Raw genomic sequence first — 17,103 nt, 5'->3', positions numbered from 1 at the left:
GTTTGAGCATGAAATAATAGTGTTTTCAGTTTTTTGCCATGCAAACATGCGCTATGGTTTTTATAATTTAATAAGCAATTTCGTGTAGTACAATTAACCGATTTAAGCAATTAACAAGTTAAACATATTTTTACTTAAATCAAACCCTTCGGCTATTCAGAAATCAAAATATTCGGCTTAAATTCGGAACATGAGTTACAAGCCTACCTATAAAGCAGCAAACACAATTGCAACCACTATTGAGCAACATTTTATTAAACTGCACAAAAATGCAATTGCGCAAGGTGAGGTAGATTTGGCTACCCAGCCCAACAGTAAAATAATAGAAGCCATTATAGATGTGGCTTTTTGGAGCAGTTTACGTAAAGAAGAAGGCCACTCCCCGCGCATTTCTATTGCTTTTTTACCTCCGGGACAAGCTTCTAAACCCCTGCATTTCGCCAAGAAACTGGCATTAAATGCCAATACGTTAACCAAAATAGCACCGGGTATCGAACGTTCTGGAATCCACCTGGGGGTTTGGGAGGAAGATGGCGAATTATATATTTGGGGAACCACACTCAATATCCCGAATTTTTGTTTTGTGGTTGATGTTTCGGAACCAGGTTTAATTGTGATTAAACACCGCAGAATATACGGCATTGGGAAGTTTACCAATGTAGCTGTGCTAAAAGGAGAGCAGATCAGGATTGTAGACGATATGAGCTGCACCAACCGTGATTGTCCACCTATTTTAAAAGCTTTACTCGATTTAACGGTGCTGGCCAGCTGGAACGACCCGATTAATATTCTTATTCAGTTTGCGGTTTCTATGCGCGCCCACGGACGCGGAGGAGCGTTGTTAATTGTACCTAAAGGTGATACAAAATGGGAAGAATCGATTATTCACCCCATTCAGTATTTGGTTGAGCCACCATTTTGTGGGTTAGCCAACCTCGCCAAACAAAGCGGTAACCAGAGTGAAATTTTCTCGCAAGGTGCTGTTCGCCGGGAGGTTGATCATCTGGCTGGTTTAACTGCTGTTGATGGAGCAACCATTATCAACGAAGAATTTGGCCTTATTGCTTTTGGCGCTAAAATTGGCCGTGCAAAAGGTAAACCTACAGTAGACCAGATTGCTTTTTCTGAACCGATTGTAGGCGGTGAAGATAAAATTCTGTATCCTGGTCAGCTGGGAGGAACCAGACATTTCTCAGTCGCTCAGTTTGTAAACGATCAGCCCGATGCCATTGGCCTGGTTGCCTCGCAAGATGGTCATTTTACTATTTTTAGTCATAGCAAAAAACAAAATATGGTAATGGCACATCGCATAGAAACCTTACTTTTGTAATTAGCAGAGCAAAAAAAAGCAAAGCGCATAGCGATGTTATTCTTTTGAAAATGTAAGCCATTTCCCTTTGGGATTATTCCATTTTTCCGAAAAATTCAAAAAAACAATCCCACCTATGCTAAAAAACAGGTTCATTTGCCCTGCCAAACAATTAACCAGTTAAAACAATTAACCTTTACATGATTACCGATAAAAGTCAACTCATTGCCCAGGCTTACGCACATCCGCCCACTAAGGAGCAAATGCTTTTTTGCGAACGGATGTCGAAGTTTTTGCAGGATAAAGACGACGAGCGGTGTTTTGTTTTAAAAGGCTACGCGGGTACAGGTAAAACCACTTCTGTAGCAGCTTTGGTAAAGGTTCTGACTAAATTTAACCTCAAAAGCGAGTTGCTGGCCCCAACCGGAAGGGCGGCGAAGGTAATGAGCCAATATGCCAATCGTAAAGCTTTAACCATTCACAAAAGGATTTACCGTAAACGTTCGGCTACATCGCCCGAAATGCAGTTTCAGCTGGCACCAAACCTGGCTGATAACACTGTTTTTATTATCGATGAGGCTTCGATGATTGCAGATGAATTTAATGAAACAGGTTCTTCGATATTGAGGGATTTGCTGGAGTTTGTGTATAATGATAAGAACTGTTTTTTGCTTTTTGTAGGTGATACAGCGCAGTTGCCTCCTGTAGGAAGTTTAGATAGTCCGGCTTTAAACGAGCAATATTTGAAAGACAATTTCTATCTCTCTGTTACTTCGGTAGAGTTAAAGGAAGTGGTACGACAGGGGAAAAAATCGGGTATTTTAGCCAATGCGACCATGTTGCGCAACCAGATTGCTAAAAATCCTGAAAACCCTTTGCCTAAATTCCTGACCAAAAATTATCAGGACATTTACAATATGCCAGGGGCACGTCTGGTAGAGGGGCTCGAATACGCCTACCGCAAATTCGGTATCGAAAATACGCTGGTGGTTTGCCGTTCAAATAAAACTGCTAATGTGTATAACCAGCAAATCAGGGCACGCCTGCTTTACCGCGAAGAAGAGCTTACAGGTGGCGATCAGATTATGGTGGTTCGGAATAATTATTTCTGGCTTCCAGATAATGATGAAACTGCTTTTATTGCCAATGGCGATATGGCTAAAGTAATTCGTGTAAGGGGAGAAGAGGAGCGTTATGGCTTCCGCTTTGCCGATGCGACGCTGGAGTTTATGGATTTTCCGGCGGCAGGGCAAATTAGCTGTAAGGTGATGCTCGATACCCTGAATTTAGAATCGGCCAATTTACCTTATGAGCAGAATAAAAAGCTTTTTGATGGTCTCAATGAGGATTATGAACACATTGCCAATAAAAGACAGCGCATGCTGGCCATAAAAGCCGATCCTTTTTATAATGCGTTGCAGATAAAATTTGCTTATGCGGTAACTTGTCACAAAGCACAGGGTGGGCAGTGGGATGCTGTTTTTGCAGATCAGGGTTATTTAACCGAAGAAATGATAGATCTCGACTTTTTACGCTGGTTATACACTGCTGTAACTCGTGCAAAAAAAGAGTTATATTTAGTCAATTTTGCGTCACAGCTTTTTGCGAAAACCGCGCTTGAAGATTACTATTAAAATGATTACTCAAATTTGAGGAGAACAACGACTACTACTAACCAATTATACTATGAAATTTGCTTTTAGTCTTAAAAACAAAGTGAAAATTGCCTTTTTACTTTTCTGCATCATGTGTTGTACGTTGCTGATCCGTTTTCTGGAAGATAAAAGCGTGAAGAAAATTAACGAATCTTTTATTTCGATGTATAATGACAGGCTGGTACCTGCAACCGATTTGTATTTTATTGCTGAAAATCTGTACCATAAAAATACGGTGCTGCAGAATGCTTTTATAACGGACAATGTTGTACCTGCCTCGGTAAGTATCACCAAAATTAATCAGCATAATCGCAAAATCGATTCCGCAATTCGTAAATACGGACTAACCCTGTTGGTAAAACAAGAAAAAAGCTTTCTGAATGATCTGAAAAATGCGCTTACCATTCAAAAAGCACTCGAAAATAAAGCATTGAGCCTGGGCAGTGCAGAAGGTAAAAAAGTTTACGAATCAGTAGGCCGTAATGCTGCTAACCAAACTTTCGATAAGCTTTCGGACTTAATTAAAATCCAGTCAAAGGTGGGGGATGAATTGATTAAAGATTCGAAAATTTTCGTTTCCGGAACTAAGGTTTATTCTACTTTGCAGGTTATTCTGGCTATAGTAATCGGTATTATGATTGTAGCCATTATCTCTGCCTCGAATGCTGTTAAAATACAGAACGAGAAGTTTAATTTAAATTGATTACCTGGTTTTTGGCCACGGATGCACGGAAGGCACAGAAAATTAATCTGTGTTAATCCGAGTCTCCGTGGCTGAATTTAGATAATCTGTCATCTCGAATGTAGTGGAGAGATCTTTATTAGATTTCTCCATTCCATTGCACTGCAGTCGAAATGACGACTACTCTGCATCATCATCAGTTAACAACCTGATCGAATCATCAGAAAGCATAATTAAACGCTCTTTATATAAAGACCCAATGGTTTTTTTAAAAGCACTTTTGCTGATCTGGAAACGGTGATAAATCTCTTCCGGAGAGCTTTTGTCGCCCAGTTCAATTATTCCACCACTCTTTTTAAGCGCGGCCAAAATCATTTCTTTCGAATCTAAAATGTGTCCGTAACCACTTGGCTGTAAGGTTAGGTCAATTTTACCTTCCACACGGATTTTTTTGATCCATCCTTTGCGCATATCGCCAATCTGGATATTATCAAAAACCTCGTTGTGATACAATAAACCAATGTAAGTATTGTTAATAATAGCATTGAAACCCAGGTCGGTTTCTTCGGTAATTAATAAACTTACCTCGTCGCCTTCTTCGAAATCAAAATTTTCTTCCTCTACAAAATCGTATAGTTTTGATGATGCGAGTAAGCGATCGTTATTTTCGTCGAGATATACATAAACTACATATTTATAGCCTTTTTGCATTGGCCTTTTTTGCTCGCGGTCGGGCACATACACGTCTTTATCAATGCCCAGATCCATAAAAACACCGTCCTCGTCAGAAACAACCTTTAAAAAAGCAAAATCACCAACTTCGGCGTAGGCTTTTTGTGTGGTCCCCGTTAAGCGGCCATCTTTTTGTACAAACACGAAAACAGAGATATTATCACCAATTTCGAGCCCTTTGGGCACATGTACATAGGGCAGGATAACCAGTTTGTCGCCGTCGGTTAAATTTAAACCAGCTTCGGTTTTACTTAATACTCTTAGTTCGTTGTATTTTCCTATTTCAATCATTTTTTGTGGGTTTAACCATTTTCTTCAATGGCTTTTGCGTTGCAAAGGTAACAATCTTTAAAGGCTAAGTCCGATTTAAATATATGAATTATTGAAGGATTGAATGAGGAGGGATTGAATGCGGGATTTCATAGACATTCGCTCATTCAATCCTTCAATCACTTAGCGCATTCACCCATTCAATAATTTACTGATTTAATCATTTCTTGTCAAATAATTGGGTTAAATTTGAACACCACAATTTAAGGTACTTCGTTGAATGGAAAAACCCAAAGCAGTCAAAAAGCCCAGTATTTTTAGTTTATTAGGAAATTACAGGGGCTTAATATTAATGCTGATCCTGTTTGCCCTGTTAAGTAATGGTATAAACCTGCTCTTACCTAAAATCATTGCACACGGAATCGACGCTTACACTAATAATACATTTCACCTCCAACCGATCCTGATTCAATTTGCCGGTGCCATTGTACTGGTTTTTATCTTTACTTATTTACAGAGTATTGTACAAACCTATGCATCAGAAAGGGTTGCCCGCGATTTAAGGACAAAGCTTTCTGATCAGATTTCGAGACAGAGCCATGCTTACATCATTCAGGCTAACCCCTCAAAATTATTAACCAATCTTACTGCCGATGCCGATTCGATTAAAATGTTCGTTTCCCAGGCCATTGTTTCCATCTGTTCTTCTATTTTTTTAATAGTTGGTGCCAGCATTCTGCTTTTAATCATCAACTGGAAACTGGCATTATGTGTTATTGCTATTGTACCAATTATAGGCGGAGCGTTTTTCTTCGTACTGAGCAAAGTACGGGTGCTTTTTAAAAAGAGCAGGGAAGTAATCGACTGGTTAAACAAGGTAATTAGCGAAAGCATTTTAGGCTCTGCTTTAATCCGCGTAATTAACTCGCAACAGCTTGAATACAATAAGTTTTTAGATGCAAATGCCAAAGCGAGGGACTTAGGACTTTCCATCCTGCGCCTGTTTGCCGGATTAATTCCAATTATCATATTCGTTTCTAACTTATCGGGTTTATGCATTCTGGTTTTAGGCGGGCATTTTGTAATCACCGGTTCAATGAGCCTGGGCGAGTTTGCCGCTTTTAGCAGTTACCTGTCGCTAATTATCTTTCCTATTTTGGTTATTGGCTTCATGAGTAATGTTATTGCCCAAGCCACAGCCTCTTATCAGCGCATTGAAACTGTATTAAATGCTGCAGAAATTAATCATCCGGGTACATTAACCACCACACTTTCAGGCGAAGTAGAGGGCAAAAATATTACTTTAAATTTTGGGCAGAAACCCATTTTAAAGTCCGTTTCATTTTCTGCCAAAGCGGGCTCCAAAACGGCTATTATTGGTCCTACAGCGGCTGGGAAAACACAGTTACTATATATTTTAACAGGTTTAATTGAACCCGGAAGTGGCGAAGTGCTTTTTGATGGCCATGAAATTAAAAACTACAACCAGGAAGAGTTTCACAAGCAGGTAGGCTTTGTTTTTCAGGATAGCATTATGTTTAACATGAGTATCCGCGAAAATATTGCCTTTAGCGATACCGTTACCGATGAGTTTTTAGCTAAAGCCATTGCTACTGCCGAACTTAAAGATTTTGTAGAGGCATTGCCCGATCAGTTAAACACGATTATTTCCGAACGGGGCAGTAGTCTATCAGGCGGACAAAAACAACGTATTATGCTGGCGAGGGCATTGGCACTTAATCCTAAGGTATTGCTGCTCGATGATTTTACTGCCCGGGTAGATACCAATACCGAAAAGCGGATTTTAGAAAATATCCAGCAAAATTATCCCGGTTTAACCCTTATCTCAGTTACTCAAAAAATAGCTTCTGTTGAACATTATGATAAAGTAATCTTGCTGATGCAGGGCGAAATTATTGCAGAAGGAACTCATCAGGAACTACTGAAAAGCAGTCCTGAGTACGTTCAGATTTACAATTCACAACAGAGCACCAGTAATTATGAACTACAATCTTAATCAGCTTAGCGAAAAGCGCGAGAAGCAATCGACCTTTAAATCGCTTAATAGCCTGCTTAAACTGATCTCGGCAGAGCGTAGAAACCTTTGGCTGGCGCTTGTTATTATTTTAATTAACTCGGGTTTGCTGCTGCTGGGACCATTGCTGGTAGGCCATACGGTTGATACTTACATCCGCACCAAACAATTTCATGGCGTACTCGTTTTTGGAGGCATTTTGCTGGCCATGTATATGGTTGCAATGGTTACAGGCTACACCCAAACAAAATTGATGGGCGGTGTAGGCCAGCGGATGTTGTACACTTTACGTAATGCTATTTTTAATAAATTACAGGAATTTCCGGTTTCATTTTTTAACCAAAACAAGGCAGGCGATCTCATTTCGAGGGTAAATAACGATACCGATAAAGTAAATCAGTTTTTTTCGCAGTCGCTGATGCAGTTTATCAGCAGTATTGCAACGATGATTGGTGCGGGTATTTTTCTGCTGTCCATCAACATCGAATTGGGTGCAGCAACACTTTCGCCCGCAGTAGGGATTGTTCTTTTTACGGTGGTGTTATCACCCTGGGTAAAAAGACGGAATGCCAAAAATTTAAAAAGTGTAGGCGGTATGAGTGCCGAAATTCAGGAAAGCCTGAACAATTTTAAGGTAATTATTGCTTTTAACCGGCGCGATTATTTCAGAAAACGTTTTGATGAGGCCAATAAAGAAAACTATAAAACTGCTATTGGAGCAGGTTTAGCCAATAATATTTTTGTACCTGTTTATGGTTTGTTGTCGAGCACTGCACAGCTGATTACGTTGTTATTTGGTATTTATTTAATTTCGACCGGAAGTTTTACGCTGGGTTTATTGGTGAGTTATATTGCCTACACCACCAACTTTTATAATCCATTAAGGCAACTGGCAGCCCTATGGACGAGCTTTCAGGTAGCGATGGCCAGTTGGGATCGTATTTCGCAGATTTTAATGCTCGAAAGTGATTTAAAGCAGATCGAAGATAAAGGAACTGTTAACGGTGATGCTTTACTGGAATTTAGAAACGTGCATTTCTCTTACGATGAATCGAAAGAGATTTTGCACAACATTAACCTCAAATTTGAGAAAGGCAAAACCTATGCTTTAATCGGCCCAACTGGTGGCGGTAAAACCACTACGGCCTCGTTAATTTCGCGTTTATACGATTCTACCAAAGGAACTGTGCTGTTAAATGGCAAAGATATCCGTTCATTTTCGGCTGCAGAGCGAACACAGAAAATTGGTTTTATTTTACAGGAACCATTCTTATTTACCGGAACGGTGAAAGAAAATATCCTTTACGGCAACAGCCAGTACCAGAATGTAAGTGATGGGGAGCTCGAAAAAATAATTGAAGGAGCCAATTTAAATGCCCTCCTGGCCATTTTTGACGAGGGGTTGAATACACCAATTAACTCCCTATCGGATAGTATAAGTCTGGGCCAAAAGCAATTGATAGCCTTTATGCGTGCAGTTTTGCGCAATCCAGAGTTGCTGATCTTAGACGAAGCCACAGCAAATATCGATACCATTACTGAGCAACTTTTGAGCGATATTTTAAATAAATTATCAAAAGAAACCACATTGGTAATTATCGCACACCGTTTAAATACGATCGAAAATGCTGATGAAATTTATTTTGTGAATGAAGGCGAGGTGCAAAAGGCCGGTACGCTTAACGATGCATTAAATATGTTACTCAAAGGAAAGCGGGTAAGTTAATATTTTTATAGACCTTACAGGTTTTAATAACCTGTAAGGTCTGGAAATCAAATCATCATCAATGAAAAAATATTTTTTCGCTCTGGCATTTTCTGTCATTAGTGTAGCAGCAGTTGCGCAAAGTGCAAAGCAGCAGATTTTTGTTCAGGACAGCCTAAAGCTTGTTTCTTCGCAGTTTAAATTTACCGAAGGTGCTTCGGTAGATAAGCAAGGCAATGTTTTTTTTACCGATCAACCGAATGATAAAATCTGGAAATATGGTACGGATGGCAAACTGAGCATGTACATGGACAAATCGGGTAGGACCAACGGAACTTATTTTGATAAGAGGGGTAACCTGATTGTTTGCGCCGATGAGCACAACGAAATCTGGAAGATAGATAAAAATAAAAAGGTTACGGTGCTTTTTAGCGATTTTGAGGGTAAGAAGGTAAATGGCCCCAATGATATTTGGTTGGATGCCAGAGGCGGCATTTACTTTACCGATCCTTATTACCAGCGTGATTACTGGACACGGAAATCGCCTGAAATTGAACCTCAAAGGGTTTATTATCTACCAAAAGGCAAGAAAACAGCCATTGTTGTTGCCGATAATGTATTAAAACCGAATGGAATTGTGGGTACACCAGATGGCAAGTTTTTGTACGTGGCCGATATGAAAGCCAATAAAACTTACCGTTACAATATTGAACCCGATGCATCATTAACCGGTCAAACGTTAATTTTAAACCAACATTCTGACGGCATGACGCTCGATACCGAAGGCAATATTTATGTAACCGGTAAAGGCGTAAATATTTACAAGCCAAATGGCGAACAAATTGGCCATATTAATATACCTGAGGAGTGGTGCGGCAACATTTGTTTTGGTGGAAAGCAAAGAAACATACTTTTTATAACGGCTTCGAAATCGATTTATACCATACATGTAAATGCTAGAGGAGTAGAGTAGTGGCTTTAAATAGTGCTATAATGTATTAGAACGCATAAAATTCCGTAAACGTTAGCAGAAATTTTTTTCTGTTCAGTTTATTCAGAAGTCAAAAATATTAAACGCATTAATTAGTTTTGGGTTCCTACTTATAGGGATAGACGACTATGAAAAAGCCCTCTCAGGATTGAAGGGCTTTTTTACTTTTTACAGTCAGCTACGATTTTAAATTCTGCAAATACCCCGTTGGGGTAACCCCAAACTCTTTTTTAAATGCCTTTGTAAAGTACGATTGGGTTTGTATCCCTATACGGTACATTACTTCAGTCATCAGTACATCTTCAGTCTTCATAATTTCGATGGCTTTTCTAAGCCTTGCCGATCTTACAAACTCTCCGATGGATTGCCCGGTAATTGATTTAATTTTTTGATAAAGTTTGGTTCTGCTCATGCCAATTTCCTTACACAAATAATCTATATCCATTTCAGGATTAATCATTTCAGCATCGATAATGGCCAGTAATTTGGTTAAAAAGGCCTTGTCTTTTTCCGAATGGGCCAGTGTTTTGGGTTCGGTATCTTTATGTTTTAAATAATGGTCTTTCAGTTTTTGTCGCTGCTCAAAAATATTTTTGATAGTTAACTGAAGCAGATTAATATTGATGGGTTTGGTAAAATACATGTCTGCGCCTGATGTTGCACCTTCAATTTCGGCTTCTAAACTATTTTTGGCGGTAAGCATTAAAAAAGGGATATGGCTGGTTTCAATATCATCCTTAATTAAACGGCAAAATTCTGTTCCGTTCATTCCGGGCATCATCACATCGCTGATGATTAAGTCGGGCAGCTCTTTCCGGGCTTGCTCCAGTCCTGTATGGCCATCAATGGCTTCACTAATCTGATAAACCGGACTTAAAGTATCTTTTAAAAATGTTCTCAGCTCGTCGTTATCATCTACAATTAGAATGCGGGTTTCGGTACCGGCTGCTGGGCTGACTGTGTTTTGTATAGGCATTTCTGTTTCCGAGCGGTAGCTGATGCTTTCTAAACGGGTACCACCCGCTTCTGTATGCTGACTAAACTGTTCTGCCGGACTGTAATCTTCCTGGTTGTATGGAATGCCAATTATAATTTCTGTTCCCTCATTGCGCTCGCTCGATACCTGTATTAATCCTTTATGCAAGAGGGTTAAGCTCTTTACAAAGGCAAGGCCAACACCCGAGCCTAAATGTGTTTCAGTAATGCGGTAATAACGCTCAAACAAATGCTGGATAGAGCTTTTCGAAATGCCAATACCGCTATCTATTACACGCATATAGATATACGCACTGGCTTGGTACTCGCTTTTTACAACCAGTTGGTTTTCAAAAGTCGGTTTTAAAGCTGCTTCACCTGTAAAAATCTGAAGCTTGAGCGTACCGCCAGATTTGGTATATTTAAGCGAATTGTTGATCAGGTTGAGAATAATTTTCTCGATTACCTGCCTGTCGAACCAGATATTGGCTGGCAGGCTTTCCTTTTCTACCGTAAAACGGATTGCTTTTTCGGCTGCCATTTCTGAAAATTCTTCAGCAAGCTCATCGATAAACAAACTCAGATTACCGTTAATTACATTTAGTTTTAAAGCTCCTGAAGCTGTTTTTCTAAAATCCATCAACTCGTTTATCAACCTTAACAAGCGGTTAGCGTTGCGGTGTATGGTTTGGTAATAATTTTGGAAACTTTCCTGTGTATCTTCTTTCAGTAAACGCTCTATTGGCCCGAGTATTAACGAAAGTGGGGTGCGGAATTCATGCGAAATATTAGTAAAGAACTGGAGCTGGGTTTGATGCATTTCCTCCCTTTTTTCTTCTTCGATTTTTCTGATCTCGAGCCTTCGTTTAAAGCTTAATGCAGCATAAGTGAGATACAGGGTAGTGGCTATAACCAGTAACCTAAACCACCAAGTGGCCCAAAAAGGTGGCGATATTACAATTTTTACCGCAGTACCTGTATTGTTCCATACATTGTCGTTATTGGATGCCCGTACATTGAAAGTATAGGTTCCGGGATCGAGGTTAGTATAAAATGCTTGTTTTGCATTGCCTACATTGATCCAGTTTTCGTCTTCGCCTTCAAGTTTATAGGCGTAATTATTATTCTCGTTGGCTACATAATTTAGGCTTGCAAAGCGGAAAGATATGGTAGCCTGATCGTAGTCGAGATGGATTTCTTTGGTATAGCTGATTTCGTTTTCGAGTACCGATCCTGGTATATTGGGTAAAATCTGCTGGTTAAAAATCCGGAATTCGGTGAGGTAAACAGGCGGAATAAATTTATTGGTTTTAATGTCGTCAGGTAAAAACGAATTAAAGCCATTGGTGCCTCCAAAAAACATTTCGCCGCTTTTGGTTTTTAAATAAGCATTGGCTTCAAATTCGAGGCCCTGCAAGCCGTCGCCGGTATTGTATTTTTTATAACTATGGTTTTGCGGGTTAAATTGGGTAAGCCCTTTTGCTGTCGAAATCCAAAAATTGCCCTTGGCATCCTCTGTTATTCCTTTAATAAATTCGGTAGAGAGGCCTGCTTTAGTGGTATATAGTTCGAATTTATTCTGGCTGCGATTAAAGCGGTATAAACCCGCTTGTCCAATCCACAAATTTCCTTTGCTATCGATAAAGATTACACGTAAATCGGGCCTTTTACCACTGCCCATAAAATAATGTGTAAATACCTGTGTGTTTAAGTTGTAGCAGTTTAATCCGCCATCATCGGTACCAATCCACAGGTTTTTGTAGTGGTCTTCATTAATCGAAACCACATTGTTTCCGATAAGCTGGGTACCATTCCGGCCTTTTTCTATTCGCTTAAATTGTCTGGTTTGCAGGTCGAAAAGGTTAAGTCCACCATAATAAGTGCCTATCCAGATGTTTTTATTGCTGTCTTCAAACGATTTCTGCACATAATCTGACGAGATAGAAGCCGAATTGGCTGGATTATGGTTAAAACGCGTAAAAGTGCCATCGCCACGCATCAGGTTCAGTCCACCTGCCCAGGTGCCAATTAATATAGTACCATTCTGGCTTTCGGTGATATCGAGCACAGCGTCGGCTCCAATAGTGCTGGCATTAAATGGATTATAGCGATAATGGGAAAAAGTTTTGTTTGCTTTATTGTAGATGTCGAGCCCGCCACCATCAGTACCAATGTAAATATTGCCGGCCCTGTCTTCGTGAAAAGCCTTTACATCATTGTAGCTTAAACTGTTTTTATTGTGTTCCTGGCGTACCAGTTTAAACTTGTCAGCCTGCGGACTATACAGGTTTACACCTCCGCGGTGGGTACCAATCCACAAATTTTCCTGCCGATCGATAAAGAGGGCCGAAACTGTGCGTTGCGATAAGCTGAAGGCGTTGCCAGGTTCGTTTTGGTAATGGGTAAAAGTTTCTGTTTTTGGGTCCAGATGATCTAAACCACCATTAATGCCGCCAATCCAGATGTTGTTTTGCCTGTCGAAAGCAATTGCCCTAACCAGATCACTCCCTAAACTGTTTTTGCTGGTTTCCTGGTGCTGGTAAGTTTTTATTAAATTATTTTGAGGGTTGTAATGGATCAACCCGCTTTCTTCTGTTGCCAGCCAAAAAGAACTATCAGCTGCTTTTTTTATGGCCCTGAATACTTTGTTTTCTAAACCGTCTATTGGGCTCGATATACCTGATTTAAGGTTTAAAACATGGATGCCGGCATCGGTTGCCATCCAGATATTTCCATTGGTGTCGCTATAAAGGTCGTTAATATAATCTTTTCGACTCGCTTTAGCGGTCGATTTAAATGGATATCTGCTAAAACTGTTCTTTGCTACATTGAGTAGGTTAAGGCCGCTGCCATAAGTACTCACTAAAATTCCTTTACTGGTTTCTTTAACCGAGGTAATGAAGTTGTTGGTTAAAACATTTTTTTCGTTAGTGCGGTAAGTGGTAAAATTATTTTGCTCGGCATTAAACCTATTTAAGCCATCGGAGGTTCCCACCCAGAGGGTATGGTTTTTATCTTCAAATATACATCTGATGAAATTATCGCTAAGGCTGTTGGTGTCATTACTGTGTTTGTAGTAAGTAATCTGGCCGCCATCATATTTGTTTAGCCCATCGCGTGTACCAAACCAGATAAAGCCCCGGTGATCCTGAAAAATGCATTCGATGGTGCTATTCGATAAGCCATCTTCTACACTTACATGTTTAAATTTTAAATTCTGGGCCTGCACGTTTCCCAGTGATAAAATCAAAATAAAGAAGAAAATGGTTTTAATTAGTGCAGTCATTCGGTGTTCGGTCAGACGGTTTCTGAAGCGGTAAATATAATTTATTTTTCACGAACCTATTCATTTAAGAAAACGGTCCTTCCCAGCTTGCCTGGGAATCCTAATGCTTTGGCTATGCTAGTATAATGCTTTAGGATTCCCGTTTTTACGGGAATGACGGATCGGGGTAGGGTGATTTTCTATAGGGATTCGTTATAAAGAATCCGACCTCCCCAGCTTGCCTGGGAATCCTAATGCTTTGGCTATTCTGGTATGGTGCATTACGATTCCTGTTTTCACGGGAATGGCGGATTTGGGTAAGGTGATCTTCTATAAAAAATCTCTCAAAACCTGTTTTAAATGCCTTAAATGAATATAATATGTCGATTAGCACAAAAGATATGAACGATAGCACAAAGCCAATTGGGGCATATAGTGTTCTTTTGTAGGTATAATTCTAACCATAATATTCTATGCACAATTTTACATCTTTCTTCAGGAGTAACAAGCGAATCTTAATGCTTTTACTGTTGATTTTTACAAACGGATATCTTTTTGCACAGCAGGCTACCATTACCGGTGTTGTAAAATCGGCACCCGATAATTTAGGCATGCCTGGCGTAAGTATCCGTTTAAAAGGTACAGCAATTGCCACATCAACCGATGCACAGGGTAATTTCAGTATTAAGATTCCGGCAAAGGCAGGTATACTGGAGTTTACTTCTGTAGGCTACCAAACCAGAGAAATCCAGGTTACTAAAACCACTAATTTTACCGTTACCTTAACCGAAGATGCGGCAACATTAAACGATGTGGTGGTAGTAGGTTACGGAACCACCCGAAAGCAAGACCTTACAGGCTCTGTAGCAGTTGTAGGGGTAAAGGATTTCCAGAAAGGAAGTATTACCACACCCGAGCAAATGTTATCGGGTAAAGTTTCGGGTGTAGCCATTACTTCTAACAGTGGCCAACCGGGCAGTGGAAGCACTATTCGTATTCGTGGAGGTTCTTCGCTCAACGCCAGTAACGATCCTTTATTCGTAATTGATGGTGTTCCGTTAGAAAATGGCGGCGTTTCAGGTGCGTCCAATCCGCTTAGCTTTATTAATCCGAACGATATTGAAACATTTACAGTTTTGAAAGATGCTTCAGCAGCTGCTATTTATGGTGCCAGGGCCGCAAATGGTGTTATTATCATCACTACAAAAAAGGGATTGGGTGATGGTTTAAAGGTAAGTTTCAATTCGGTTAATTCTATTTCGAAAATTGTTAAGCAGCTCGATGTGCTGAGTGCAGATCAGATCAGATCGATTGTGAATGCTAATGGCACTGCGGCACAGAAAGCTCAATTGGGTGGTTTTAATACCAACTGGCAGGACCTGATCTATCAGGATGGGATTTCTACCGATAACAACATCAGCATTAGCGGGGGATTAAAAAATTGCCTTATCGCTTGTCTGTCGGTTATCAGAACCAAAGCGGCATATTAAGAACCGATCAGCTGGAAAAAAGATCGGCAGCATTTGTACTCAATCCGCGCTTTTTTGATAACCATTTAAAAGTTGATATCAATCTGAAAGGAAGCATGCAGAAAACCCGTTTTGCCAATTCATCCGCTATTGGTGGTGCTGTAAGTTTCGACCCTACGCAGGCTACTTATACCAACCGTGCAGATTACAACGGCTATTGGGAATGGCTCGACCCGACAACACCAACTGGTTTGGTTAATTTGGTAGGGCGTAACCCTGTGGGATTACTCGAGCAACGCGAAGACCGTGCTAAACCTTTGCGCAGTATCGGCAATATTCAGCTGGATTATCAATTTCACTTTTTGCCCGAATTGCATGCCAATTTTAATGCTGGTTACGATGTAGCTTCGGGTAAAGGAACTGTTTATGTAGATCCGAATGCTGCAGAATCTATTTTAAGTAACGGGGTGAATAATCAATACAAAACAAATAGGAGAAACACTGTTGTTGATTTTTACCTCAACTACATCAAAGAATTTAAATCGATAAAAAGCAGGATAGACGTTACTGCCGGTTATTCTTATAACGATTATTTAACCACGCAATATTTTTACCCAAGTTTCGATGCCAATGGCAATAAAGTGCCCAATTCGGATCCTGCCTTTGCGTTTAATAAGCCTCAGTACCGCTTAATCTCTTATTTCGGGAGGTTAAATTACAATTACGATGAACGTTTTCTGTTGACCGCAACGGTACGCCGAGATGGCTCATCGCGTTTTGGCCCAGCCTATAAGTATGGTCTTTTTCCTTCCGTAGCATTGGCGTGGACCGTTAAAAACGAATCGTTTTTAAAAGATATTAAAGCCATTTCGGCAATGAAACTACGCGCCAGTTATGGTATTACCGGTCAACAGGATGGTATTGATAACTATGGCTATTTGTCTACTTACGGTTTGAGCTCGCTAAATGCCCAATATCAGTTTGGCAATACTTTTTATCAGATGTACCGCCCAAGTGCCTACATTGCCAATATTAAATGGGAAGAAACTGCAACCGCGAATATTGGTTTAGATTTTGGCCTTTTCGATAACCGGATTACTGGTAGTCTGGACGTTTACCAGAAAAAAACCAGCGATTTACTAAACAGAATTCCACAACCCGCAGGAACCAATTTTGCTGCCACAGCAGTTGTGAATGTAGGCGATATGAAAAATGAAGGGGTAGAGCTTACCTTGAATTTTAATCCCGTTAAAGCAAAAGATTTCGATTGGAATTTCAGCTTCAATGCTACCTATAATAAAAACACCATCACCAATTTAACGGTGGTGCCAAACGATCCGAATTACGCAGGCTTCCCGAGCGGTACCATTGCAGGTGGTGTAGGTGGACAAAATGCCTTCATTAATGCCGTTGGCGGACCAAAAAATACCTTTAACCTTTTCGAGCAAGTGTACGATCAGGCGGGCAACCCAATTGAAGGGGTGTATGTTGATCAGAATGGCGATGGTATTATCAGTCCGAGCGATTTTAAGAAGGGCAAACAAGCCGATCCGAAAGTATTTTTAGGCTTTAGCAATAATCTTAGCTATAAAAAATGGAACTTATCATTCACCTTAAGGGCTAACCTGGGCAATTACGTGTACAACAATAATTTTAGCCAGAGTGGCAACCTGACGCAGATTTTAGGTACAGCCATTATCTTAAACGGATCGCCGAACTACCTGACAACCAATTTTAAAGGGCAACAGTTGTTGAGCGATTATTATGTGCAAAATGCCGCGTTCCTGCGGATGGATAACGTAAACCTGGGTTATTCGTTTGGTCAGCTGTTTAAAAGCAAAGCCAGCCTGCAGCTTACTGGCAGTGTGCAGAATGTTTTTGTAGTAACCAAATACAAAGGACTTGATCCTGAAGTAGCTTCTGGTGTAGATAACAACATCTATCCAAGACCCCGCGTATTCTCTTTAGGTTTAAACCTTAATTACTAAACGATGAACTGTTTAATCAAAAAATAT

Annotated in this window: 10 protein-coding genes; 8 read left to right on the top strand and 2 right to left on the bottom strand. The window is 40.2% G+C overall.

Annotated features, from left to right (window positions below; translation table 11 throughout):
* Positions 1 to 190: 190 nt before the first annotated feature.
* The 3 genes from G7074_RS01440 (at position 191) to G7074_RS01430 (ending at position 3,667) form a co-directional block, all read left to right on the top strand.
* Positions 191 to 1,330, top strand: a complete 1,140-nt coding sequence (locus G7074_RS01440) for a putative sensor domain DACNV-containing protein (protein WP_124561232.1) — start codon at positions 191 to 193, stop codon at positions 1,328 to 1,330.
* 179 nt (positions 1,331 to 1,509) lie between these two features.
* Entirely contained in the window at positions 1,510 to 2,943 is a 1,434-nt protein-coding gene (locus G7074_RS01435; RefSeq protein ID WP_124561231.1) for an ATP-dependent RecD-like DNA helicase, read from the top strand.
* A gap of 52 nt (positions 2,944 to 2,995) precedes the next feature.
* The gene (locus G7074_RS01430; RefSeq protein WP_166206362.1) at positions 2,996 to 3,667 is read left to right on the top strand and encodes an MCP four helix bundle domain-containing protein; all 672 of its coding nucleotides are present in this window, start codon (positions 2,996 to 2,998) and stop codon (positions 3,665 to 3,667) included.
* A gap of 159 nt (positions 3,668 to 3,826) precedes the next feature.
* Here the strand turns inward: G7074_RS01430 and G7074_RS01425 are convergent, their stop codons facing one another.
* Positions 3,827 to 4,669, bottom strand: coding sequence for a S1 RNA-binding domain-containing protein (locus tag G7074_RS01425; RefSeq protein WP_124561229.1), 843 nt, complete (start codon positions 4,667 to 4,669; stop codon positions 3,827 to 3,829).
* A gap of 259 nt (positions 4,670 to 4,928) precedes the next feature.
* Between G7074_RS01425 and G7074_RS01420 the strand changes: the two genes are divergently transcribed.
* From G7074_RS01420 to G7074_RS01410, 3 genes are all read left to right on the top strand, one after another.
* Positions 4,929 to 6,665, top strand: a complete 1,737-nt coding sequence (locus G7074_RS01420; protein WP_124561228.1) for an ABC transporter ATP-binding protein — start codon at positions 4,929 to 4,931, stop codon at positions 6,663 to 6,665.
* Positions 6,649 to 8,409: an ABC transporter ATP-binding protein gene (locus G7074_RS01415; RefSeq protein ID WP_166206359.1), complete on the top strand. Its 1,761-nt coding sequence runs from the start codon at positions 6,649 to 6,651 to the stop codon at positions 8,407 to 8,409. Before G7074_RS01420 ends, G7074_RS01415 begins: the two co-directional genes overlap by 17 nt.
* Before the next feature lie 61 nt (positions 8,410 to 8,470).
* Positions 8,471 to 9,361, top strand: coding sequence for an SMP-30/gluconolactonase/LRE family protein (locus tag G7074_RS01410; RefSeq protein WP_166206356.1), 891 nt, complete (start codon positions 8,471 to 8,473; stop codon positions 9,359 to 9,361).
* 196 nt (positions 9,362 to 9,557) lie between these two features.
* On the opposite strand, the gene G7074_RS01405 is transcribed toward G7074_RS01410, so the two are convergent.
* Positions 9,558 to 13,640 carry a hybrid sensor histidine kinase/response regulator transcription factor gene (locus G7074_RS01405; RefSeq protein ID WP_166206353.1) on the bottom strand — a complete coding sequence of 1,361 codons (4,083 nt, stop codon included), beginning with the start codon at positions 13,638 to 13,640 and terminating at the stop codon, positions 9,558 to 9,560.
* Between the two features lie 452 nt (positions 13,641 to 14,092).
* On the opposite strand from G7074_RS01405, the gene G7074_RS26905 reads away from it, so the two are divergent.
* Together G7074_RS26905 and G7074_RS01400 are read left to right on the top strand one after the other, a co-directional pair.
* Positions 14,093 to 15,109 (top strand): TonB-dependent receptor plug domain-containing protein, encoded by a 1,017-nt coding sequence (locus tag G7074_RS26905; protein WP_240916445.1) that lies wholly within the window; start codon positions 14,093 to 14,095, stop codon positions 15,107 to 15,109.
* Positions 15,073 to 17,076: a SusC/RagA family TonB-linked outer membrane protein gene (locus G7074_RS01400; RefSeq protein WP_240916444.1), complete on the top strand. Its 2,004-nt coding sequence runs from the start codon at positions 15,073 to 15,075 to the stop codon at positions 17,074 to 17,076. The genes G7074_RS26905 and G7074_RS01400 overlap by 37 nt, the downstream gene beginning before the upstream one ends.
* Positions 17,077 to 17,103 lie beyond the last annotated feature (27 nt).

Origin of the sequence: Pedobacter sp. HDW13 (genome assembly GCF_011303555.1) — a bacterium.
In the GTDB taxonomy this organism is placed as follows: domain Bacteria; phylum Bacteroidota; class Bacteroidia; order Sphingobacteriales; family Sphingobacteriaceae; genus Pedobacter.
This window is presented reverse-complemented; position numbering and strand designations above follow the sequence as displayed.